The following is a 22,716-nucleotide window of genomic DNA, read 5'->3' on the forward strand; positions in this document are numbered from 1 at the left end:
TTGAGTTCATCGGCGCAGACCGCTACGGCGCCCGGGCGAGCCGGCCGCAAGGCGCCGTAGCTCCCGTCGAGACGGATGGTCAGTCGCTTGCGCGGAACGGGGAGCGGATCCGCCAATGACCCACGTTGTTCCTGGGAATGGTGGGGTAGTCGGTGGGCGCGCTGGTCCTGGTGACCATCATCCGCCGCGTCGCGTCAGCTCGGTTCGTGTCGACGTAGGCGTTCTCCGCGTACACCGTGTTCTGCAGATCGAATTGCAGTTTCCCGTCGGCCAGGGCCTTCAGGATGCGCAACTCGACGGCCCCGACGGTGACGTCACCGATGGTGAGCGCGCTTTGGCCGACGGCGGCTCCGTCCAGTATGATCTTCTGCGCGTAGACGTTCCGCAGCGCGTCGGCCGCGAGATCGCCGTCTTTGAAATAGATGCCTTCGGCCCGGGCCTCGATCCGGTGCGAGAACTTGTTCGCGTGCGCGAATCGAACAGTGGGGAAAACCACCTCGGGAGTGGTCGTGTCAGCCTGGTACAGCTCCAGGAACAGCTTCGTGCCGCTCCCTGTCGGTGTGTCCCGGCGCAACTGCAGGTGGCCCTGCTCCGAGCTGACCGTCAGCTTCGCTCCCGGGCTGGTGGTGCCGATGCCCACGTTGTTGTTGACGGGATTGATGGCGAGCGGCTTACCGCCGTGCGACTGCACCCAGCTGTAATTCTGGTCATAGCCCAAGCGCAGATTCGACGCACTGACCGGACCGATGACCACCGTCGCACCGGTGCCATCGGTATTGGCGCCGACGATATGCAACCTCCCCTCCGGCACGGTGGTACCGATGCCCACGTTGGCGCCGACGGGGTTGATGGCTAGCGGCTTACCACCGTGCGACTGCACCCAGCTGTAATTCTGGTCATAGCCCAAGCGCAGATTCGACGCATTGACCGGACCGATGACCACCGTCGAGCCATTGCCGTTGGTATTGGCACCGACGATATGCAACCTCCCCTCCGGCGTGGCGGTCCCGATGCCCACGTTGGCGCTGGTGAACAGCAAGGGCGTCCGCTCGGCCAGGATCGAGACGAATCCGTCCTGGAAGCCGGGAATGTTGCGATAGGCGATCACGACGGGCGCATGGCCGGGGGACGCCAACGCGGAGATGTCGCTGAGTTTCAGCTCAAGTGGCTTGCTCTCCGTCAGGTCGATGTCCGCCTTCGGGGTCAGCGTCCACTGCACCCGCTGCCCCAGGTCCTCCTTCTCGATGGTCCACGCGTCGTCCGTAGTGGCCACGCCGTCCTTGAGACGGGTGAGGCGAACGCTCGATGCCTGGCTCGCCCGGGTCAGGGCCCAGTCGCGAGGCACACCATCCTGCTGCGCGTCGAAGGAGACCACGAAAGCGGAAGCGGCGTTCGGGGCGTGCGTGGAGCCGGACAGTTTGATCGCGGTCTCGCGGGAGACGTTGGTGATACGCAGCCGCAGCGAACTCAGACTGACACCGTCGCTGAGCACGCGGTCGCCGCCGACGAATGCCACGTCCAGGGGGATGTCCGGTCGTCCCCGGTGATTGACGACGTCGAGGAATTGCAGCCGGTTCCCCGTCAGCTCACCCGGCTCACCCGCGTAGCCCAGCTGCTGATAGTCCAGTTCGACCCGGGTCCCACGGGTGCCGCCCGCGCCATCGGCCTTGAGCCCGGCCAGTTCCAGATCGAGCGAAGCGCCCGGGGAGATGACGGGAGTGGCGGTGCACAGCAGGTACAACGTGGTGACGTCGGCTGCGGCCCGCATCGACCAGCCTTCTTTCGCCGACAGGCGCGGAACCGCCGAGACGTCGAGGATCCCGGCGCGAAAGCGCAGCGCCACATGGTAGTTCGTCGGTGACACGGCGCCGGCGGCAGGCGCTCGCAGCCGGAGGTCGTACCGGGAGGAGTTGGTGAGGCGCAGCGTCATCGTCTGCCCGGCCGGGGCGTCGTCGATGTAGAGAACGCGCTGGCGGGAGGTGTTGAACAGGTCGAAGTCGAGCGGGTGAGTGCGGACGAAGGCGGCCATCGCCGACTCGTCCGCCGCCATGTCGCGCTGGATCTCCAGCGCGCTCAGTGCCCCGTCGTACATCCTGACGTGCGCCAGCGCGCCCGTGAGGTGGTTCGCCGACGCGTCGGGAGACCGGCCCGCGACCACTCCCGCTCCCGTCAGCAGTTCGGCGGGCACCGGCCCCTGTGCGATCTGGACGCCGTCGAGGTAGGTCCTGGCGGTCGTCCCGTCGCTGGTGACCGCGACATGATGCCAGGCGTCCCACTCCAGGGAACCGGCTGGGCTGGCATAACCGGCGGTCATGTCACCCGGCTTGGGCAGGCCGTGGATGATCTTGCCCTGTGGGTCCACCGCCACCCGGTAGCCGCCCACCTTCCCCACGATGGAGCCCACAGCGACGGGCTGCTTCGCCCTGACCCACGCCTGGACGGTGTAGGTCCGCGAGCCCAGGGCGGTGGCGTTCTGGCTGGTCAGGGCGTCGCCGTCGAGAATCAGGCAGCTGCCGAACCTTCCGTCCGGGTGAGGGCGAGGGTCGCCTTGGGCGGTGGCGTCGAAACCGTTGCCGGAGGAGTCGAGGGCGTGGTGGTCAGCGGACAGGTCGTCGAGTTGCCAGTGCAGCAGCAGTTTCGCGGTCATGACGCCGCCTCCAGCCGTCCGGCGTCCTGCCCGACCTGGGTGCCGGCCTGGTGGTGGATCTCGTCGACCAGCTCGTAGACCTGCGCGTACGGTAACTGGCCGAGCGCCTCCAGGATCCGGTTCGTCTGCGGTATCGACAACGTAAGGGTGATCTTCGACATCACGTGTTTCCTTGCTCGACGGGTAAGGACTCGGACGGGACGGTTCCGGTGGGCAGCGTGCGCAGGGCCAGCCAGCCTTCCCGGAAGGTGAGACCGGCGGGGAACCGCTCGGCCGGCTGCGGCGGATGGGCGGTCTCCACCCATCCGGCCGGGTCATGCTCCCGCCAGGACCAGACGGAGCCGGGCTCGGCGGGCAGAGGCACGGCGACGCTGTCGTCGTCGGTCAGAAGGGGCGCGGTCAGGAACCCGGCCTCCAGGTTCGCCATGGCGTCCTGGTAGTGCTCCACGGCGAGCCGTACCGATTCGGTCGGCAGGACGCCGCTGGTCGCGTGGATCGAGCCGCGGGGGTCGGCCAGGAGCGTGAGACGGCGGGGCGGCAGATCGGCCGCGACTGTCAGCGACGGCTCGGATTCGCCCTGGACGTCGTGGAAGTCGGGCTCCAGCGCGCCGGAGAGGTCCTCCAGCCAGTAGCCGAGCGTCCCGTCGCCCAGGCGGTCGTGCTCGCCGATCCGGACGGAGTAGCGTACCCGCGGGAAGCCGTTGGTCTCCCGCGCGGCGCGGGTCATGTCCTGGCGGAAGACGTTCCAGTCCTGGTGGACGGCGGGCGGTTCCATCGCCTCCAGCGCGACCTCGGCCCGCACCACCGCGATCGGCCGCCCGGTGAACATGGCTCTGCCCGGGTGCTGGGTGTGGCCGTCGGGGTCGATGGAGGCCAGGGCCTCGTCGATCAGGGTCCGGACCCCTTCGACCCCGGCCGCCCCGCCGGCGCGCAGCCGCTCCACCACCGCCCGCAGGTGCGGGTTCTCGATGTCCGTCACGGCTCCGCCGGAGGCGGATTCCCAGTACGCCCAGCTGGGGCTGACCGGATCCGCGGCGGCGTACAGCGTCCCCAGCAGCACCCCTTGCGAGGTGTGGACCAGCAGGCCGCCGTCGAGGTTGTCGGGGACGATCCATCCGCAGACGGGGGTGTTTCCCGGCAGCCCGGTCGAGGGCCTGGTGTCGTGCCCGGCGTCCAGGAACGTCAGCCTGATCCGGGCGGGCTGGGCCAGCCGCGGCGGCAAGGCGACCCAGTCAGGGTGGTCCGCCACCCTGAGGCCGGTGGTGGTGTGGAACCGGCTGAGATCGATGTCGTGACCGTTGCCGAAGTTGTCCAGAATGCGCAGCTGTCGTACCCGCAACGCTCCCGCGCGGATCGGATTGAAGTCGGTGAGTGGCTGCGGAGCGTGCCGGTTCTCGTCCCCGACCCTGGCCGCCACCTGCGCGATGAACTCCCGCGATGCCGGGAAGCCGAGCGGATCGTCGACGGGTAGCTGGCGCGCGACCCTGAGCATGAGCAGGGCGTCGTTGAATCCGCCCAGGCTCTGCGCGAGATTGTCAGCCTCGTGGACGTCCAGATGCCGATACGCCGCCGCCAGCCTTTTCAGCCGGTCATCGCCGCCGTTCGCGTCGTACCAGTCGAGGACCTCTCCGGGGTCGGCGCGGAACACGTCCGGCTCGACCTGGGGCAGGCCGGCGGCGGCGCGTGGGGCGTTGTAGTCAGTGAGCATGTTGCCCGCCAGGTAGCGCAGGATCCGCGAGGACATCACCGGCCGGGCGGACGGCGAGAGGATCGTCGTGCCCGAATAGACGTTGGCGCCCTTGTCTGGAACGTTCCGGCCCGGGCGCATTCTCAGCTCGACGTCGGCCGGCGGGAGCTCGTAGTTGGCCACGACGAAGTCACGGTCGTAGTCGCGGTGGCCGGTGCCGAGGTTGTTGCCCGCGCTCGTGGGGAAGAACTCGGCCTCCCACTGCAGCAGCACCGGGTGCCATGGCGCGTGCCGCCAGGTCCGGACCGCCGGGTTGGGCAGGGACAGCGAGGTGACCAGCGCGGCCACCCGGTCGCGCAGGACGGTGACGGCGGCGGCGGTGTCCGGCCGGCCGGCAGGTTCGCTCAACGTCCAGCAGGTCAGCAGACCGTCCGGGTCCTGCGCGCCGTCCTGGCCGTACCTGTCGGAGGGCGTGGCCGCCGACCCGGTCAGCAGCACCACCGGCTCGTTCGGCAGGTAGTAGGCAGGCGCGGGAACCTGCTGCGGCACGTACGCGGTGCGTGCCCGCGCCCCGATGGACTGGTTGAGGGCGGCGAGGGCCGTGTCGACCGCGGCGCGGGCCGCGGCCAGGCGGTGGGCGAGGGTGTCTCCTTCGCCCTGCGGCGGGTGGATGCCCGCCTGCCCGGCCAGGCGGTCCAGCTCCGCCATGCCGCGTGCCAGGAAGAAGGCGACTTCGTCGGGGTCGGGATAGTCGTCGGGGCCGCCCTCCGGGGGGTAGGCGCAGAGCATGTACCTGTACCAGTCCCAGAACAGCCGCCGGCGAAGGCCGGTGATGGTGCGCCATGCCTGGTCGTAGTCGCTCTGGGCCTGGTTGAGGGTGGTCAGCAGGTCGTCGAGCGCGGCCGGCGGCGTGAGCCGGTCGCGGTTCTGCTTCTGCTCCGCGGTGACCGAGGGGCCCGTCTCGTCCTCCCGGCGGATGCTCCACAGCGTGCCTCCCGGCAGGCGGGAGAAGGACGTGGAGTGCCGGGATTCGGCGAGCCCGATGGACAGATCCAGGGCGGCGCTCTCCAACTCGTCGGCATAGGTCAGCGCTTCCAGGAGGTTCTCCAGCTCGTCGGGCGTGGCACCGGGGATCACGGAGCCCAGGTGCGCGGCGAGCGCCTCGGTGGCGGTGTTCCCGACGCAGACGCCGGACTCGGCGTCCGCCAGCAGCGGGTTGACGGTCGTCTCGGCGGGCGCGAAGACGAGCCGCCCGAAACAGACCATCGATCCTGGCCGTCCGGCGTCGCCTTCGGCGGTCCAGCCCAGCTGCTCCTCGATGACGTCCTGCCAGGAGTCGGTCTCCGGGGCCGTCTCCAGCGTCCTGGCCAGCTCGTCCTGGCCGGCGTCGCCGTACCAGCCGATGACGTCGTAGGCCAGGCCGGCGAGGTCTCCAGGATCCGGGTCGTGGAATCCGAAGACGCTGTGGCAGTTGGGGTAAAACGCGGCGAAGGCGGGCTCACCGTACCCACTCACGGTGAGTTCCGGCAGGCGGTCCGGCCGGTCGCGGGACGGGTCCCATAACCCCAGGGCCACCTTGCGACCGAGGTAGCGGTACGGGCGGCCGGCCGCGGAGGGGACCGGGTAGGCCACCCCCGCGAGATTGTCGTCGGAGAGCGTGTCGCTCTCCACCACCCATTGCTCCTCGACCGTCCCGCCTCGGAAGCGGGTCACCAGCCAGCGATTGGGCACGACGGGGGCCCTTGTCCCCTCCTGTTCACTCTGGACGTGCCGGGTCAGCGCGTCGGGCAACGCCCAGTGCAGGTGAACCCCCCGTTTGAGGCGGAAGTTCTGGTCCTCGAACGGGGCCGGCAGCAGGATCTCGCCCAGGTAGGGCAGATCCGCCCCCACATCGCGTCCGGTGACACCGTCGACGTACGGCAGGCGGGTGAAGTCCACCGAAGGTCCGGCGACATCGGTATCGGAGGCGAGACACAACGCGTCGATACGCATGGGAACTGTAAGCACAGACAACGGAACATCCTCATCAGCGGGGCCGGTGAAGTGGGCCGGTTCGACGGCAGCGAGAGGTTCCGCCCCCGGCCTTCGTGCTCGCGTCGCGTAGTCTCTCGTGCCGCGATCTCCTGGCACTACATGTACGGCTACGCTTTAGCGCTATGAGATAGCGTCAGCATGGGAGGCCGGTTTGTCAAGAGGGATTTCCGCCCCCTGCTGGGACCGGCGGGCAGGCGGGAGCAGCGCGCGAGGCCACGCCCCGCGCGCGGTCGGCAGCTGGAGTCGGCGAGGTCACGCCCCGCGGGCGGTCGGCGCCTGGGGCCGGCGAGGTCAGGGCCCTTGGAGGAGGGCGGCGGTGCTACCCGGCCGCGGAATCGTCGTCGTCGCGGCCGGACGACCTGGGCGCGCCGCGGCCTTACTGGCGGGCGGCAGGAGTGGTGAGGTGGGTGGCGACGATGGCGTCGATGAGATCCTCCACCGGAGGCCAAGGAGCGGTGGGGCGAGCCGTCCGAAGGCTGAGCACTCCGTGGAGCGCGCCCCACAGGCAGAGCGTGGCCGTCCAGGGGTCGGTGATCCTGGCGATGCCGGCGTCGACGCACGCGGAGATCACTCTCTGGACGATCCGGACGGCCGGCAGGCCGGGGCGCTCCTCCTCGCCGATGGCACGGGGTGGCCTGGTGGTGGAGCCGGGTACGTTGAACATCACCTGATAGGCGTCGGGATGCTCGCCGGCGAAGCGGCAGTAGGCGTGCGCGATGGCGCGGAGTTGGTCGGCGGGCGCGGCGTGCTCGGCCACGGCCTCCTCCAAGTGGCGGGCCAGCACCTCGAAGTGCTCCTGGTAGACGGCCAGCAGGAGGCTCATCTTGTCGGGGAAGTGCAGGTAGACGCTGGTCGCGGCGATGCCGACCTCGCGCGCGACCGCGCGCAGCGACAGCTTCTCGTGGCTGACCCCCTGCGCCAGGAGCTTGTTGGCGGCGGCGATGAGATCCCGGCGCAGCCGGTCGCCTTCGCCCCGCCGGTTGGGTGTGTGCCGGGAAGCCCTGTTCGCAGGTGTTGTCATCGATGTTTCTCCAACGCGCCCGGTCAATGCGCCGGGATTTGGGCCCGCAAGCCGCTTGACGAATATGACTCCCCCACTCAAGCTACATGGTAGCACTACATGTTAGCTGAGCATGTTGTGGCGGCCCGGCGCTGTCCGCTCGGCAACAGGCATACTGCGGCTTCTGATAGATCCAGGCTTGTCGGGGTAGCGGGATGACTGCCGGAGCAGGAGACGGGAGTCGCACATGAGCACAATGGTGGGAAACTGGAAGATGGCGATCGCCGACGGGTGCATGCCCGGCGACCAGCTCTACCTGTTCAACATCAGTCCCGGCAACGCCCACGTCGAGCTCACGTTCTGCGCGGAGGGCGGCCAGCCGCTGGGCCCGTTCTGCCTGCCCGTCCCCGCACACCGTACGCAGGCTCTGGCCCTGGAGGACCTGGTCGATCCTGACGACCTGCCCCCGAGCCAGTCGTACTCCGTCGTGGTGGTCTCGGACATGCCGGTACTCGTCCAGCCTGAGCCGGCACGTCCGGACGTGCCGAAGCATCGGAGATCAGCGGCCTGACAGTTCCTGTTGCGGGTGATCCTGGCGATACGGTTGGGCATCATGAGATCGCTCCACGCCATGATCGCGGCATCGCTCGTCATCGCCCTCACGGGATGTGCCGGTGAAGCGGACGGATCGGCGGCACCGGAGCGGCCGGCCCAGGCCACCGCCCCGAGCGCCACCCAGACACCCTCCCCGCAGGCGGCGGCCATGGGAGTGCCCGCGCCTGATGTCCGCATCCCCACCGACCCCGTCAAGCTGGCCGGCGCTCTGAAGGAGACGTCCACCGCGCTGTACGAGGCGATCGACGGCTGGACCAAGGACTCGCAGGAGCAGCCGCCGCAGGACGTCGTGCTGCTCTCGCTGCATCAGCAGCGCATCTACCGGGCGATGGCCCGGAACACGACGCTGACCCAGGGCGTCGTGCGGCGGTTGCCCAAGGGACTGGCCGCCGAGGCCCGCGACAACACCACGGCCATCGCGAAGCTGCTGTCCCTGGCCCGGCCGATCAGCGCGGCGCAGCGCAAGAAGATGCGCCTGGCGGAGCCGGCACCCGCCGAGCGCCTGCGCGGCTACATGGTGCGGGCCGAGAAGCGGTTCGGCGTCGAGTGGGAGGTCCTCGCGGCGATCATGCTCGTCGAGACGAAGTTCGGCCGGGTCAGGTCGTCGAGCTCCACCGGGGCACAAGGACCCATGCAGTTCATGCCGGGCACGTGGCGGCAGTACGGCCTCGGCGGGGACGTCCACGACGCGCGCGACGCGGTGCTCGCCGCGGCCAATTACCTCAAGGCGTCGGGAGCGCCGCGAGACTACCGGCGGGCGGTGTTCGCCTACAACCACGACGCCCGGTACGTGGATGCCGTCCTCGCGCACGCCCGCCAGCTCAAGCGCGACGCGCGCAGCTTCTACGCGTTCTACAACTGGCAGGTCTTCGTCCTGTCCGCGCGGGGCGAAGTCCGCCTCACCGGCCCCCGCTGACCTTTTCCAGCAGGCCCAGCTCTATTCGCCATGAGCCACCGCGAAAGCCGACAAAAATTCCTATGACAGATATGAGTATTTGTCTAGGTTCAGCGTGCGTTATGTAATTTCCTCGAATCGGTATGGACGATGGAGGAGACAGCATGACGCATGGCGCTTTCGCGACCGAGCTCGGTCGTCGGCTGGTCGAGAAGGTCGCTCCCGATGAATCGGCGATGTTCGAGCAGACCTGGAAGGCATTGGAACGGCGGTCGGGCCGGCGAGGCACGCGGCGTTCGGAGCCACTCGGCTTCGGCCTGCCGGAGGCTGGTGCGGTGCTGGTCACAGCGGTTGTCTCGGGCGTGCTGACCACGGTGATCGAGGACTTGGCCAAGCAGTTCGGCTCACGGTGGGGTCGTGCGCTGGCCCGGCTGCGCGGCCGTCCGAAGGAGTTGCTGCCCGACCCCCTGCCTCCGCTGCCCGCCTCGCGCCTTGAAGAGATAAGGAGGATCGCCTACAAGCGCGCGCGGAAGCTCGGCTTGTCCGAGGACCGGGCGAGCGCGTTGGCCGACGCTCTGGTCAGCGAGCTCGCGATCGGCGGCCCGGATTCGTGACCTCTCCCGAATCACGGTCACCGAGCCCATTCCTCTTCGTTTCCGGCACCAGCTCGGCTTTCGTCCTGCTGATCGCCCTGGCGTTCTCGACCACCGCGATCTATACTCCACCGATTTTCCATCTGGTGTCCGTTACCGGAACACCTGTCCCCGCGGCCGTAAGGGACGCCTGTTACCGGGCGGCCTACAACGCGACGGACCAGGATCGGTTCGCCGAGGCGTGTGCCGCGTTGAAGGCCGGCGTACGGCAAGATCTCCGGCCGGGAATCCTGCTCTGCTTCGCGATCCTGATTCTCCTGACCGCCCTGCAGTACTGGCTCGGGCCGGCTTGGCGGATCAGGCGGCGGCGGTTGACGGAGCTGGATCGGGAGGCCTGTCGCGAGCAGTACGACGAGGTTCATCGCATGGTGGATGAGCACCTTCCCGGCCGAAAGGTACGGTTCCTCGTCGATCTCCTCGACCCGTCCGTGGGTGGCCTGGCGTTCGGCCGTCCAGGTCGCAGGTACGTCGTGCTCAGCCGCGGCACCCTGGACCTGTTCCGGCATGACCGACTGATGTTCCGAACGGTCGTGCTGCACGAGTTGGCCCACTTACGCAACCGCGATGTGGATATCACCATGCTGACCATCGCGCTGTGGCGCTCGTACTTTTTCGTGATATTGCTGCCGGAGCTGGTGGGCGCCTACATCAGCCTGGCCGCGGGCATCCCTCCGGTCAAAGACCCCGAGCAGATCCCGTTCGTGTCCGGGCCGGCGCTGTCGTGGCAGTTGGCCGCGCAGATCACCGGGCTGACCGTCCTGTCCCGGCTCACCCGGTCAACGGTCCTGCAGGCCCGCGAACTGCAGGCGGACGCGCGGGTCCTGGCATGGCTGCCAGGTGCGGGGCCGCTGCTTCTCCGGTTGTTCGGCGCCACCCGGAACAGCGATCGGCGAGGCCTCCATCTGCGCCACCGTACGCATCCGCACCGCAAGGTGCGCATGGCGGCGGTCACCGAGCCGGGAATCCTCCTGCGCCAGGGATTCACCTTCTCCTTCGCCCTGGGCGCCTGCTTCTCCCTGACCATGGACCCGGCGACGTCCCTGACCGGGACTGCGCGCAGCGACAGGTTCTACTGGCCGGCCGAGCTGTTCGTCCTCGTCCTGGCCGTCGCGCTCGGGATCAGGGCACTGCGGGCGTCCGCGACCCCGGCTGACGGGCCGAGTGCCGCCCTCGGCCTGGCCGCGGGCGTGGCGACGGGCTGGCTGCTGGCGCCGAGCCGGATGACCGACCATGGCATGGCCCCCTTCCCCGTGGCCGTGCAACTGGCCGGCGTGGTGGTGCTCGCGGCCGCCGGCTGGTTGCTCGGCCTGTGGGTGAGGTGGGTGGCGGCGCATTGGGAACCGGTCGCGCACCAGGCGTCTCAGCGCGTGCGTATCGCGGGCCTGTCGGTCGGGCTGGTCGCCCTGGTGGTCCTGCTGTCGGCGAGACCGCTCTACGCGACTCAGCTCTACGTCATCGTCGCGTACGTTCAGCACGATCCCTCGGTATCCGATCCCCTGGTACAGGTCTTGCTCACGGCGCAGCAGCTTCTGGACCGCCAGATGATCTCCGGGCTCTGGCTGGCGGATGCCCTGGTGCTGCTGATGGCGTTCCCTCTGCTGTTCGGAGCCGCCGCGAAGAAGGCCGTCAGCTATCGGCAGACTCTGTCTCTGGGGCACCGGCCGGCCGGCAACCTGTTTCTCGCCTTCACCGTCGGGGTGGGAGCGGCGATCCTCTTCACCGCGTTGTCGAGTGCCGCCAACGAGATCCTGCTGGGACGATCCGCCGGGCTGCTCGATCAGGCCGCCGGTATCGGCGCCGGGCTGGCCGCCGCTGTCTCCTATCGGGCACGGACCTCACCGGTCGCCAAGGGAGTGTTCGCCGCATTGGTCGGCGGTCTGCTTCTGGTGGCATTACGAGAGCTGCTGCCGTCGACCGCGACGCCGCCGGGGGCAGCCCTCATGTGGGCTTTGGGACGGCTGGTGGAATCCGCCCTCCTGTCAGCGCTACTCGCCGGCCTGCTACGACGGCGCTGATCAACCACCGCGTCCGCCAGGGTCCGCCGTCGAAGAATGGCGACTCGAACGACTCCCTCCCGCGAGTCGGGTTCTCCAGAGCGATCGTCGCGCTCTGTGCCTATACGTTGCCGGAATGGAGTTGTTCACCCCGTCGCTCGACTGGGGCTCTGAGGTCTGGGCCTCGCTGGTGTGGATCGCCGAAGCCTGGGCGATCGCCGCCGTATGCACGTTGGCGGTCCTCGTGCTGATCGGCCTCTGCACGACGTGGGGCAGGCAATTCTGGCGCATCACCGGCGCCCACTTCACCGGCCCGGGGAGCGTCAAGGTCTGGCTCTGGCTCGGCGCCATCCTGGTGTCGGTGGTGGCCGGCGTCCGGTTGACCGTGCTGCTCAGTTACCAGGGCAACGACATGCTGTCCAGCCTCCAGGTCGCGGTTCAGGGCATCGCCGTCAACAACACTCCGGTGAAAGACTCCGGCGTACACGGCTTCTGGATGTCCCTGTGGGTCTTCTGCGTCCTGGCGGCGATCCACATCGCCCGGCTGCTGCTGGATCTGTTCCTGCTCCAGCGGTTCGTGCTGGCCTGGCGCGTCTGGCTCACCGACCGGCTGACCGGAGACTGGCTCGACGGCCGGGCCTACTACCGGTCGCGATTCATCGACGACACCATCGACAACCCGGACCAGCGTATCCAGTCCGACATCGACCTGGTCACCGCCGGATTCGGACCGCTGCCCAACCTGCCGAGCAACGGAGGGACGGCCAGCACGCTGCTGTTCGGCGCGATCTCCGCGGTCACCTCGATCGTGTCGTTCACGGCGATCCTGTGGAATCTCTCGGGGACGCTCTCCCTCTTCGGGAGCGAGATCCCCAGGGCGATGTTCTGGATCGGGCTGGTCTACGTCCTCATCGCCTCCGTCATCGCCTTCTGGATCGGCAAGCCGATCATCTGGCTGGCCTTCCGGAACGAGATGTTCAACGCGGCGTTCCGCTACGCCCTGGTGCGCCTGCGCGACGCGGCGGAGGCGGTCGCGTTCTACCGCGGCGAGCTCGCCGAGCGCTCAGGGCTGCGGCGCCTGTTCGTCCCCGTCGTCGCCAACTACAAGCGGTATCTGAACAGGACCATCGGCTTCAACGCCTGGAACTACTCGATCAGCCAGAGCATCGTGCCCCTGCCCTACATCCTGCAGGCGCCGCGGCTGTTCGCCGCCGAGATCCGCCTCGGCGATCTCACCCAGTCGGCCTCGGCGTTCAACGAGATCCAGAACGGCCTCTCGTTCTTCCGGAACGCCTACGACGCCTTCGCCGGGTACCGGGCGGCGATCATCCGGCTGCACGGTCTGGTCGTCGCCAACGAAGAGGCCAGGGCGCTGCCGGAGGTGACGACGCTGCCCAGCGACGACGGGCTGGTCCGGCTCGAGGCCGTCGAGGTCCGCACCCCCGACGGACGGCAGTTGATCAATCCGCTCGACATGCGGCTCGAAGCGGGTGACACGTTGGTCGTCACCGGACCATCCGGCGTCGGCAAGACCACGCTGTTGCGCAGTCTCGCCGAGTTGTGGCCGTTCACCACCGGCACGCTGACGCGACCGTGCGGACCCAACGAGACGATGTTCCTGTCGCAGCTGCCCTACGTGCCGCTGGGTGACCTGCGCGCTGTCGTCACCTATCCCGGCAAAGAAGGCAGCGTCCATGACGAGACCCTGCGCGACACCCTGCGCAAGGTCGCGCTGTCGCACCTCGTGGACCGGCTCGACGAGGTGCAGGACTGGGCCAAGGTGCTTTCCCCGGGCGAACAGCAGCGGATCGCGTTCGCCCGGATTCTGTTGACGAAGCCGAAGGTGGTGTTCATGGACGAGTCGACCTCGGCGTTGGACGAGGCCCTGGAGTTCATGCTCTATCAACTGGTGCGGTCAGAGCTGCCCGACACCATCGTCGTCAGCGTCAGCCACCGCTCGACGGTCGAGCAGCACCACACCCACGAACTCGAACTGCTCGGCGAAGGCGAATGGCGCTTCGGTCCGCTGGGAGATGGCACGAGAACGGGCGGGACTCCATGAGGCTGGAGTCCCGCCCGTGCGTACGATGTTCGCCGGATTTATCGTACGGCCGCGAACGCCACAGCAGTGGTGGAGGCGATGGCCGTCGTCAGGACCACCATCAACAGCACCGTGCCCAGCGGGTTCTTCCGCGGCCGCGGCGGCACGACGCGCTTGGCGCGGACGTAGGTCGCCGTGGGCTTGGGGGTCGGCTTGATCGTCGGTTCGGGTTTCGGTTTCGGAGTCGGCTTGGCGCGGACGGGCGCGGGTACGACGGCGGGCACCCGCACGCGGTTGGGGGTCGGACGAGAGGTCGGTTTCGGAGTCGGCTTGGGTTGCGCGGGGCGAGGAGTGATCACGACTCGGACCCTGGGTGTCGCCTTCGGAGTGACGACGGGCTGTGGGTTCGGGACGGCTTCCGGCGGCGGTGGGTTCGCGGCCGGCGACCCGCATCGCCCGATGTGCACACTCACCAGCGGCACGTCCACACAGACGCTCACGTCGGCGCTGACGCTCACGGTCGAGTCGCCGGGCTCCGGGTCGGCCGCGGCGGGAGCGCCCGCGGACAGCGCCAACAGCGTGCCCGCCAGGAGCAGCGGCATGCGCCAGGCGCCCACGGTCAGACGCCTCCGGATATCCGCGCGAACTCCTGCAGCGCGCTCTTGTACGCCTCAGGCTCCACGGCCAGCGGGCCGTTGAAGGCGTGGGAGATGTCCCAGGTGAGGTAGATGCCGAAGCCGAGCATCGCGGCCATCGCCACCACCGGCAGGAGCGCCAGGCCGCGCGGCCTGGCCCCGGCCAGGAACGGGAACAGGACGACCAGCAGGCCGGTGATGATCGTCAGGGCCAGCAGTCCGTCGGGTGGGGTCGCGGCCGCGTCGGCGGTGCGCTGGGCCCGGGCGGCGGCGATCGCCGCGAGGTGGTCGAGCACCGCGGTCCTGGCCTCCTTCTGGTCCGTGGTCACCTGCAGCGCGTCGACGCGGGCCCGGAGCGCGTCGAGCCGCTCCGTGCCGACGGGATCCATCGAGCCACGCTGCATGACGGGCCACTCGTCCTTGACGATGAACGTGATGTAGTCGCGCAGGCCGGCGCGCACCAGGGCGGGGGCGGTGCCGGGCAGGCCGGAGGCCGACCAGTAGGCCTCCACGGCGGCCTGGCTCTCGGTCTGCGTGTTCTGGGACGCGGTGTCGGCGGTGGTCCACGGCACGATGATCGCGATGGCGAAGACCAGCAGGAACATGGCGGACAGCATCGCGCCCGCGTGCCCGGCCGACGGTCCGCCGGCGTCGTTGTCGTCGCTGCCCTTCTTCGCGAGCCGGAACAGCGTGGCGGCGACAGCTACCACGCCTACCGCGGCCACGGCCGCGACGATGTATTGCAGCATAAGGATCTCCCCAATCCCCACCGGACACTGAGCGTGACATTACTATCACAGATAGCATGGCTACTCAGGGGATACATTGCGGTACAGGACGTCACCGATGGGTCACGGCCGGGCGCGAAGGTGAGGTCACCGGTCAGTCCGGTCCTGGAGAGCCGAATTCGTGACAAGTCCCGATTCGTAGCTCCGGTGGCTGGACGGATCGCCGACGAGATCATGGGGCGGGGAGAGAAATGTCCAGCCTGACTCTCCGTGTCATGAAATATCGGGACCATGGGCGGCGTGAACCTTCTCAACGGCCGCAGATTCGTGATGGTGAGTTCGACGGCGAGCGCGGTGGACCCGGAGCAGCCCACCGCGTTCGACTACTGGGAGGCCGACGGGGTGGTGTGGGGCAGCTACACCGGCGACACCGTCACGCACGGCCGTTTCGTCGGCACCAGGGACGGCGACGTCGTCTCCATCGCCTACGCGCACGCGCTCAAGGCCGGTGGCAAGGCGGGCGGCCAGAGCAACAGCCGCATCGAGACCGACGCCGACGGCCGGCTGCGCCTGATCGAGGAGTTCCAGTTCGAGGGCGACGACACCCGGCACGTCAGCGTGTGCACGGAGGTCGTCACCACCTGACCGACCAAGGCCCCGCCCGACCGGGCCGAAGGGTCGCCCGACCGGGCCGAAGGGTCGCCCGACCGGGCCGACGGGTCGCCCGGCAAAGGTCGCCCGGTGAAGCTCGGCCGGTGCCGGTCAGCCGGTGCCGGTCAGCCGTCCTTGCGCAGGGCGGCCCTGCCCTCCGCGGCGCCGACGAAGCGCATCTTGCCGAGCGGCACGTCGCCGGATGCTTCTTGGGCCGCCCGCCGTACCGGACGGGCCTTGTCACGATCGCTGGGCAGCACGTACGGCCGTCTGAGCACCTCGTCCAGGATGAAGACCGTCTCGGTCGCCTTCACGGCCGGGATGTTGGCCAGCCGGTCGGTCACCATGGCGTGCACCTCGGCCACGTCCGACATCCGCACCTGGATCATCGCGTCGTGCTGGCCGGTGGTGATCGCGCAGTACTCCACCTCGGGCATCCTGGCCAGCTCCGCCCTGAACTGCTTCCACATCTGCTGCCGTACGGTCACGAAGATCAGCGCGGTGATGCCGAGCCCGGTCCTGACGTGGTCGATCTCGGCGGTGAACCGCTTGATCGCGCCGTCGGCGCGCAGCGCCTCGAACCGGGTGTACGCGTTGGCCCGGGAGATGCCCACCCGCTCGGCCAGTGCCGAGACCGAGATCCTGCCGTTCTCCCGCAGGACCTCGAGGATCTTCATATGGACGGCGTCGAGCTCGAGGCCGATGCCGATCCGTCCAGGCTGACCACTAGCACCGGCACCATTTCTGGAAATTTCACTCATAGTTACCCCCGGCCTATTTATATACGTCTCAGCGACCGCACAGCGCCTGGACGTTCTGCCGGACAATCCTCGGCATCTTTCGGCCAATCGTCCAACTGGAGGACTCAATGGCGACCCGCTCGCAGACGGCGGCTGTGCTGCTCGCCGGTGCACTCGCCCTCGCCGCCTGCGGAAGCGGCGGTTCCCAGACCCCCGCCGCCCAGGGTGGCGGCGGCAAGACCCTGGTGATCGACACCTCCTTCGACCTCAAGACGGCCGACCCCGGGCGCACGTACGAGCCGACGGGCCTGTTCGTGGAGAAGGCGATCTACGAGACGCTGCTCACCTTCGAGGGCGCCGACGTGACCAAGCCGGTCCCGGCGCTGGCGGAGTCGTACGAGCTGTCCAAGGACGGCAAGGTGCTCACGCTCAAGCTCAAGCAGGGCGCGACGTTCGCCGACGGCTCCCCCGTCACCGCGGACGACGTGGTGTTCTCGCTGACCCGGGTGCGTGACATGAAGGGCACTCCGTCGTTCCTGCTCGACGGCGTCGAGGTGGCCAAGGTGGACGACTCGACGGTCACGCTGACCTCCAAGGCGGCCAACCCCGCGCTGCCGTTCATCCTGCCCAACCCGGCGCTCGGCATCATCAACAGCAAGCTCGCCAAGCAGCACGGCGCGACCGCGGACGCGCAGGACAAGGCCGAGCAGTACCTGAACTCGGCCGCCGCCGGGTCGGGCCCGTACACGATCGAGTCGTTCAACGTGAGCAGCCAGGTCGTGCTGAAGGCGAACGCCAAGTACTACGGCACCAAGCCCGCCTACGACAAGGTCGTCATCCGCAACGTCGAGGCCGCCACCCAGAAGCTGAACGTCCAGCGCGGCGACAGCCAGGTGGCGCTCAACCTGTCGGGCGACCAGGTGACCGGCATGCCGGCGAACCTGCAGGTCAAGAAGACCGCCTCGGCCAACGTGATCTTCCTGCTGGCCAACCAGGACGACAAGGTCAGCAAGACCACGCCGAACGCCAAGTTCGTCGAGGCCGTGCGCAAGGGCGTCGACTACGCGGGCCTGCTGGAGCTGGCCGGTGAGGGCTCCACGCAGGCGCCCGGTGTGATCCCGTCGCAGCTGCTGGGCGCGCTGCCCGCCGACCAGGCGGCCAAGCGCGACGTCGAGGGCGCCAAGGCGGCCCTGGCCGCGAGCGGCGTGGCCAACCCCACGGTGAAGCTGGAGTACCCGAGCGAGCTGACCGTGAACGGCCTGTCGTTCCAGCCGCTGGCCGAGCGGATCCAGGCCAACCTCAAGGAGGTCGGCATCACGGTGGACCTGCAGCCCGCGCCGGTCACCACCGCGCTGGACAACTACCGCAACGGCAAGGAGGAGCTGGGCCTGTGGTACTGGGGCCCGGACTACCCGGACCCCAGCGACTACCTGGCCTTCCTGCCGGGCAAGACGGTGGGCCTGCGCGCCGGTTGGAAGGCCGGCGCGGCCAAGGAGATCGAGGCCGCGGGTGAGAAGGCCGCGACGGCGATCGGCGACGACGCGCGCAAGCAGGCGTACGCCGACGTGCAGACGAAGCTGAACGCCTCGGGCCCGTTCATCCCGCTGATCCAGCCGGGCCAGAACATCGTGACGGCCGCCTCGGTGACCGGCCTGGAGTACCACCCGGTCTGGACCGTCGACGTCGCCCGCCTGGGCGCGAAGTAAGCATGCCCGCCACGGACGACACGCCCCGCGCGCCCCGGCGGCGCGGGGCGCACCCCCTCGCCCGGTTCCTGATCCGGCGCATCCTCCTGGCGCTCCTGCTGGCCTGGGGCATCACGCTGGTGACGTTCGTACTGACGAACCTGGTGCCCGGTGACCCGGTGGCCGCGAACCTGGGTCAGCGCGCCCTGGGCGACCCGGCCATCGTCGCGCAGTGGCGCTCCCAGCACGGCCTGGACAAGCCGCTCTGGGAGCAGTACCTGCTGCACCTCCAAGGCGTCGTCCACGGCGACCTCGGCACCAGCCAGCAGAGTCATCGGCCGGTGAGTCAGGACCTGGCCGAGTTCGTGCCGGCGACGCTGGAGCTGGCCGGGGCGGCGATCCTGGTCTCGCTCGTGCTCGGTGTGGCGTTCGGCGTGATCGCCGCGCTGCGCAGGGACCGGCTGTCGGACCACGCGCTGCGGGTGCTGAGCCTGATCGGCATCTCGGTGCCGACGTTCTGGCTGGCGCTGGTGGCGTTCTACGTGTTCTTCTACCGGCTGCAGATCACCCCGGGCAGCGGCAGGGTCGACGCGGCCCTGGGCTCGGCCCCGGCCGTCACCGGCCTGCAGACCGTGGACGCGCTGCTCGCGGGCCGGTGGGACATCTTCGGCTCGGCCGTCGGCCACCTGATCACGCCCGCCCTCGTGCTGGCCCTGTACACGATCGGGCTGCTCACCCGCTTCACCCGCTCCGCCGTGCTGGAGGTCCTCGGCCAGGACTACGTGCGGGCGGCCAGGGCCAAGGGCCTGCCCGGCCGGACGATCCTGTTCCGGTACGTGCTGCGCTCGGCGCTGGTGCCGATCATCACGGTCGCGGGCCTGGCGTTCGGCAGCCTGCTGTCCGGTACGGTCCTGGTCGAGGCGATCTTCGCCTGGCCGGGCGTCGGCCAGTACGCCTACAAGAGCGCCACCACCCTCGACCTGCCCGCCGTCATGGGCGTCGGACTCGTGGTCGGCGTCGTGTACCTCGTCATCAACCTGATCGTGGACGTGCTGTACGGCGTCATCGATCCCCGAGTGAGGCTTCAGTGAAACGGGATCCCCTGGCCCGCAAGGGCCTGACCGGGCGGCTCCCCCATGCGTGGCGGCAGCCGCTGGCCGTCATCGGCGGCGTGATCGCGATCGCCTGGCTCGTGGTCGCGCTGGCCGCGCCGGTGCTCGCGCCGCACGACCCGCTGGCCCAGGACCTGCCGCGGCTGGCCGCCCCCGGGCCCGGGCACTGGTTCGGCACGGACCAGCTCGGCCGTGACATCCTCAGCCGGGTCATGCACGGCGCGCGGGTGTCGATCCCGCTGACGCTGATGCTGGTGGCGCTGTCGGTGCTGGTCGGCGGCCTGCTCGGCGCCTGCGCCGGATATTTCGGTCGATGGGTGGATGAGACGATCATGCGGGTGGCGGACCTGGTGTTCGCCTTCCCGACGGTCATCCTGGCCATGGTGGTGGCCGCGGCGCTCGGGGCCAGCCTGACCAACGCGGTGCTGGCCGTACTCGTGGTGGCCTGGCCCGCCTACGCCCGCGTGACCCGCGGGCTGGTGCTCGGCGTGCGGGAGCGGGAGTTCGTGCTGAGCGGGCGGCTGCTGGGCTTCTCGGCCTGGCGCTCGCTCCGCGTGGACGTGCTGCCGAACGTGACGGGCCCGGTGCTCGTCCTGGCCACCCTCGACATCGGCACCGCGCTGCTGCTGCTGTCGGGGCTGTCGTTCCTCGGCCTCGGGGCCAAGCCGCCGTCTCCGGAGTGGGGCGCGATGGTGGCCTCCGGCGTGGAGGTCTTCGACAGCTGGTGGGTGGCGACCTTCCCCGGCCTGGCGATCCTGACCGTGGTGCTGGCCTTCAACTTCCTCGGCGACACGCTGCGGGACGCCCTCGACCCCCGTACGGCCCGCGCCATCAAGGAGCGTGCGCTGTGACCCTGGACATCACCGATCTGAAGGTGAGCATCGGCGGCAAGGAGATCCTGCGCGGCGTGGACCTGTCGCTGCGGCAGGGGCGGGTGCACGGGCTGGCGGGCGAGAGCGGCTCCGGCAAGACCATGACCGGCCTGGCCGTCCTGGGCCTGCTGCCGCACGGCTCGCGGACCACGGGCAGCATCGCGCTCGGCGACCGTGAGCTGCTCACGCTGCCGCCGAAGGAGCTGAACCGGGTACGCGGCGGCGAGGTGGCCATGGTCTTCCAGGACCCGGCCACGAGCCTGCACCCGATGCTGACCATCGGCAAGCAGCTCACCGAGCACATGCGCCACCACCTCGGCCTCGACAGGTGGGAGGCCCGGCGGCGGGCCGTCGAACTGCTCGGCAAGGTACGCATCCCCGGGGCCGAGGAGGCGTACGGGCGCTTCCCGCACCAGTTCTCCGGCGGCATGCGGCAGCGCATCGCGATCGCCATCGCGCTGGCCTGCTCGCCCAAGGTGCTGATCGCCGACGAGCCGACGACCGCGCTGGACGTGACCGTGCAGGCGGGCGTGCTGCGGCTGCTGCGCGGGCTCTGCGACGAGCTGGGGCTGGCCGTGCTGCTCGTCACCCACGACCTGGGCGTCATGTCGGCGGTGGCGGACGAGGTGAGCGTGATGAAGGACGGCCTGGTCGTGGAGACGGGGCCCCGCGGGCAGGTGCTGCGCGAACCAGCCCACCCGTACACCCGCTCCCTGCTCGACTCGCTGCCCGAAGCCTCGCTGCCCGACGCCGAGCCCGCTCCCGGCCCCCGTTCGGAGGACTCATGACCCTGCTGGCGATCGACGATCTGGTCGTCGAGCACCGCTCCCCCGGGCGCCCGATCGTCCGGGCGGTCGCGGGGGCGAGCCTGGCCGTCGGCCCCGGTGAGGTCGTCGGCCTGGTCGGCGAGTCCGGCTGCGGCAAGTCGACGCTGGCCCGCGCGGTCTGCGGGCTCAACCCGGTCACCGAGGGGTCGATCACGTTCGACGGGCAACCGGTCACGCCGCTCGGGCTGCGCAAGCGGAAGCTGACGGGCATCCAGATGGTGTTCCAGGACCCGTACGCGTCGCTGAACCCGCGCCGCCGCGTGGGCGACCAGATCGCCGACGGGCTCCGTACCTCACGCGACACCGCCACCGTGCCCGCCGACCTGCTGGAACGCGTCGGGCTGCCGCGTGACTTCGCGGGCCGGCACCCGCACGAGTTCTCCGGCGGGCAGCGGCAGCGCATCGCGATCGCCAGGGCGCTGGCGGCCCGGCCCCGGCTGCTGATCGGCGACGAGCCCATCTCGGCGCTGGACGCCTCGGCCCAGTCGCAGGTCGCCACCCTCATGCGCGACCTGGCCGTGGACTCGGGGGCGGGACTGCTGTTCATCAGCCACGACCTGTCGGTGGTGCGGCTGATCGCCGACCGGATCGCGGTCATGTACCTCGGTAAGATCGTCGAGGTGGGCAACACGGCCGAGGTGTGGGCGAACCCGCGGCATCCGTACACACAGGCGCTGCTGCGCGCCATCCCCAAGCCCGACGGGATGGGCGTGCTGCCCGCCGAGCTGCCCGGTGACGTGCCGGATCCGGCGCACCCGCCGCGGGGCTGCCGGTTCAACCCGCGCTGCCCGCAGGTCATGGACGTCTGCCGGGACAAGGAGCCCGACTTCGGACCGGTCGCCTGCTGGCTGCACGAGCCCGCGACGTGACCGGACCCATCCTGGACGCCGTGCGGGCGGCCATGGTCGAGGCCGAGGTCGACGCCCTGGTGCTGCGGCCCTCGCCCGACTTCAGGTTCCTGGGCGGGCAGGGCGAGGCATTCCTCGTCGTCACCCTGGACATGGTCGCCGAGACCGCCGATCCCGGCCCGCTCGTGCCCCGCGCGGCGCGGCGGGTCGGCGTGGACCCCGAGATGCGGGTCCGCGAGCTGTTCGGGCTCACGATCGAGGCCGAACTGGTGCCGGCCACGGCCGTACTGGCGCCGCTGCGGCTGCGCAAGCGGCCGGACGAGATCGAGGCGGTCCAGCGGGCCGTCGTGGCCGCGGAATCGGTGCTCGGGCAGGCCCGGGAGCTGGCCTGGTTCGGCGCCACCGAGCGCGCGATGGCCGCTCGGCTGCGGCGGCTGCTGCTGGAGAGCGGCTGCGAGGAGGTCCTGTCGCTGCGGGTCGCGGCGGGCGAGCACACCGCGCGTCCCGCGCACCAGCCCGGCGGCCGGGTGATCAACCCCGGTGACGCGCTGCTGGTCTCGCTCTGCGGCCGATGGAACGGCTACTGCGCGGAGGTGGCGCGCGTGTTCGCCGTCGCCGAGCCGCCGGAGGACTTCGAGGCCATGTACTCGGTGGTGCTCGCCGCGCGGGCCGCCGCCCTCCGCTCGGCACGGCCGGCGGCCACCGCCGAGAGCGTGGCCGGGGCGGTCAGGGACGTGATCGACGGCAGCGGGTACGGCCGGTTCGCCGCCGCCCACTTCGGCCGGGGGGTGGGGCTGGGCCACGATGAGGGGCCGCGCGTCGTGCCCGGTGACGACACGCCGCTGGAGCCGGGGATGACCCTGTGCCTGGAGCCCGCGATCTACGTGCCGGACCTGTTCGGCGCCCGGGTGGCCGACGTGGTCGCCATGACGGCGGAGGGCCCGGTCGCCCTCGGCTCCGGCCACCACACCCTGCACGTCCTCGACCGCTGACGCCATCGGATCTTGCGGACGGCCCCCGCCGCTGACGCTTCACCGAGGCCGTCCGCGAGC

19 protein-coding genes are annotated in these 22,716 nt (G+C 69.8%); 12 read left to right on the top strand and 7 right to left on the bottom strand.

Translation table 11 applies throughout. The features are described from left to right. Positions 1-79: 79 nt before the first annotated feature. From KME78_RS46670 to KME78_RS46685, 4 genes are all read right to left on the bottom strand, one after another. A complete protein-coding gene (locus tag KME78_RS46670) occupies positions 80-2,647 on the bottom strand; it encodes a LamG domain-containing protein (protein ID WP_219536410.1) in 2,568 nt (855 codons plus the stop codon). Further along, entirely contained in the window at positions 2,644-2,808 is a 165-nt protein-coding gene (locus KME78_RS46675; protein WP_219536519.1) for a hypothetical protein, read from the bottom strand. Before KME78_RS46675 ends, KME78_RS46670 begins: the two co-directional genes overlap by 4 nt. Further along, positions 2,808-6,326 (bottom strand): hypothetical protein, encoded by a 3,519-nt coding sequence (locus KME78_RS46680; protein WP_219536411.1) that lies wholly within the window; start codon positions 6,324-6,326, stop codon positions 2,808-2,810. Before KME78_RS46680 ends, KME78_RS46675 begins: the two co-directional genes overlap by 1 nt. Positions 6,327-6,744: 418 nt before the next feature. Continuing rightward, a complete protein-coding gene (locus KME78_RS46685; protein WP_219536412.1) occupies positions 6,745-7,389 on the bottom strand; it encodes a TetR/AcrR family transcriptional regulator in 645 nt (214 codons plus the stop codon). A gap of 226 nt (positions 7,390-7,615) precedes the next feature. On the opposite strand from KME78_RS46685, the gene KME78_RS46690 reads away from it, so the two are divergent. From KME78_RS46690 to KME78_RS46710, 5 genes are all read left to right on the top strand, one after another. Further along, a complete protein-coding gene (locus tag KME78_RS46690; protein ID WP_219536413.1) occupies positions 7,616-7,939 on the top strand; it encodes a sensory rhodopsin transducer in 324 nt (107 codons plus the stop codon). 42 nt (positions 7,940-7,981) lie between these two features. After that, a complete protein-coding gene (locus tag KME78_RS46695) occupies positions 7,982-8,899 on the top strand; it encodes a transglycosylase SLT domain-containing protein (RefSeq protein WP_219536414.1) in 918 nt (305 codons plus the stop codon). Positions 8,900-9,042: 143 nt separating this feature from the next. Further along, positions 9,043-9,492, top strand: coding sequence for a hypothetical protein (locus tag KME78_RS46700; RefSeq protein WP_219536415.1), 450 nt, complete (start codon positions 9,043-9,045; stop codon positions 9,490-9,492). A 125-nt stretch (positions 9,493-9,617) separates the two neighbouring features. Continuing rightward, positions 9,618-11,546 carry a M48 family metalloprotease gene (locus KME78_RS46705; protein ID WP_219536416.1) on the top strand — a complete coding sequence of 643 codons (1,929 nt, stop codon included), beginning with the start codon at positions 9,618-9,620 and terminating at the stop codon, positions 11,544-11,546. A gap of 115 nt (positions 11,547-11,661) precedes the next feature. Then, the gene (locus KME78_RS46710; protein WP_219536417.1) at positions 11,662-13,587 is read left to right on the top strand and encodes an ABC transporter ATP-binding protein/permease; all 1,926 of its coding nucleotides are present in this window, start codon (positions 11,662-11,664) and stop codon (positions 13,585-13,587) included. Positions 13,588-13,625: 38 nt separating this feature from the next. Here the strand turns inward: KME78_RS46710 and KME78_RS46715 are convergent, their stop codons facing one another. Together KME78_RS46715 and KME78_RS46720 are read right to left on the bottom strand one after the other, a co-directional pair. Then, entirely contained in the window at positions 13,626-14,183 is a 558-nt protein-coding gene (locus KME78_RS46715; RefSeq protein ID WP_219536418.1) for a hypothetical protein, read from the bottom strand. Positions 14,184-14,185: 2 nt separating this feature from the next. Continuing rightward, positions 14,186-14,950 (bottom strand): bestrophin-like domain, encoded by a 765-nt coding sequence (locus KME78_RS46720; protein WP_219536419.1) that lies wholly within the window; start codon positions 14,948-14,950, stop codon positions 14,186-14,188. A gap of 279 nt (positions 14,951-15,229) precedes the next feature. On the opposite strand from KME78_RS46720, the gene KME78_RS46725 reads away from it, so the two are divergent. After that, positions 15,230-15,574, top strand: a complete 345-nt coding sequence (locus KME78_RS46725; RefSeq protein WP_308127395.1) for an avidin-fold protein — start codon at positions 15,230-15,232, stop codon at positions 15,572-15,574. 131 nt (positions 15,575-15,705) lie between these two features. Here KME78_RS46725 and KME78_RS46730 read toward each other — a convergent pair whose 3' ends face one another. After that, on the bottom strand, positions 15,706-16,341 hold the full coding sequence (locus tag KME78_RS46730; RefSeq protein WP_219536420.1) for an Lrp/AsnC family transcriptional regulator: 636 nt from the start codon (positions 16,339-16,341) through the stop codon (positions 15,706-15,708). Positions 16,342-16,448: 107 nt separating this feature from the next. Between KME78_RS46730 and KME78_RS46735 the strand changes: the two genes are divergently transcribed. From KME78_RS46735 to KME78_RS46760, 6 genes are read left to right on the top strand one after another with little or no spacing between them, the layout of a single operon-like run. Beyond that, complete coding sequence (locus KME78_RS46735; RefSeq protein ID WP_219536421.1) at positions 16,449-18,026, top strand: ABC transporter substrate-binding protein; 1,578 nt, start codon at positions 16,449-16,451, stop codon at positions 18,024-18,026. A gap of 2 nt (positions 18,027-18,028) precedes the next feature. After that, a complete protein-coding gene (locus KME78_RS46740; RefSeq protein ID WP_219536422.1) occupies positions 18,029-19,096 on the top strand; it encodes an ABC transporter permease in 1,068 nt (355 codons plus the stop codon). Next, positions 19,093-19,968, top strand: coding sequence for an ABC transporter permease (locus KME78_RS46745; RefSeq protein ID WP_308127396.1), 876 nt, complete (start codon positions 19,093-19,095; stop codon positions 19,966-19,968). The genes KME78_RS46740 and KME78_RS46745 overlap by 4 nt, the downstream gene beginning before the upstream one ends. Continuing rightward, the gene (locus KME78_RS46750; protein WP_219536423.1) at positions 19,965-20,777 is read left to right on the top strand and encodes an ABC transporter ATP-binding protein; all 813 of its coding nucleotides are present in this window, start codon (positions 19,965-19,967) and stop codon (positions 20,775-20,777) included. The genes KME78_RS46745 and KME78_RS46750 overlap by 4 nt, the downstream gene beginning before the upstream one ends. Next, a complete protein-coding gene (locus KME78_RS46755; protein WP_219536424.1) occupies positions 20,774-21,685 on the top strand; it encodes an ABC transporter ATP-binding protein in 912 nt (303 codons plus the stop codon). The genes KME78_RS46750 and KME78_RS46755 overlap by 4 nt, the downstream gene beginning before the upstream one ends. Further along, on the top strand, positions 21,682-22,656 hold the full coding sequence (locus KME78_RS46760; protein ID WP_308127397.1) for a M24 family metallopeptidase: 975 nt from the start codon (positions 21,682-21,684) through the stop codon (positions 22,654-22,656). Before KME78_RS46755 ends, KME78_RS46760 begins: the two co-directional genes overlap by 4 nt. Positions 22,657-22,716: the final 60 nt, after the last annotated feature.

It is taken from the genome of Nonomuraea guangzhouensis (genome assembly GCF_019396345.1).
Taxonomy (GTDB): domain Bacteria; phylum Actinomycetota; class Actinomycetes; order Streptosporangiales; family Streptosporangiaceae; genus Nonomuraea; species Nonomuraea guangzhouensis.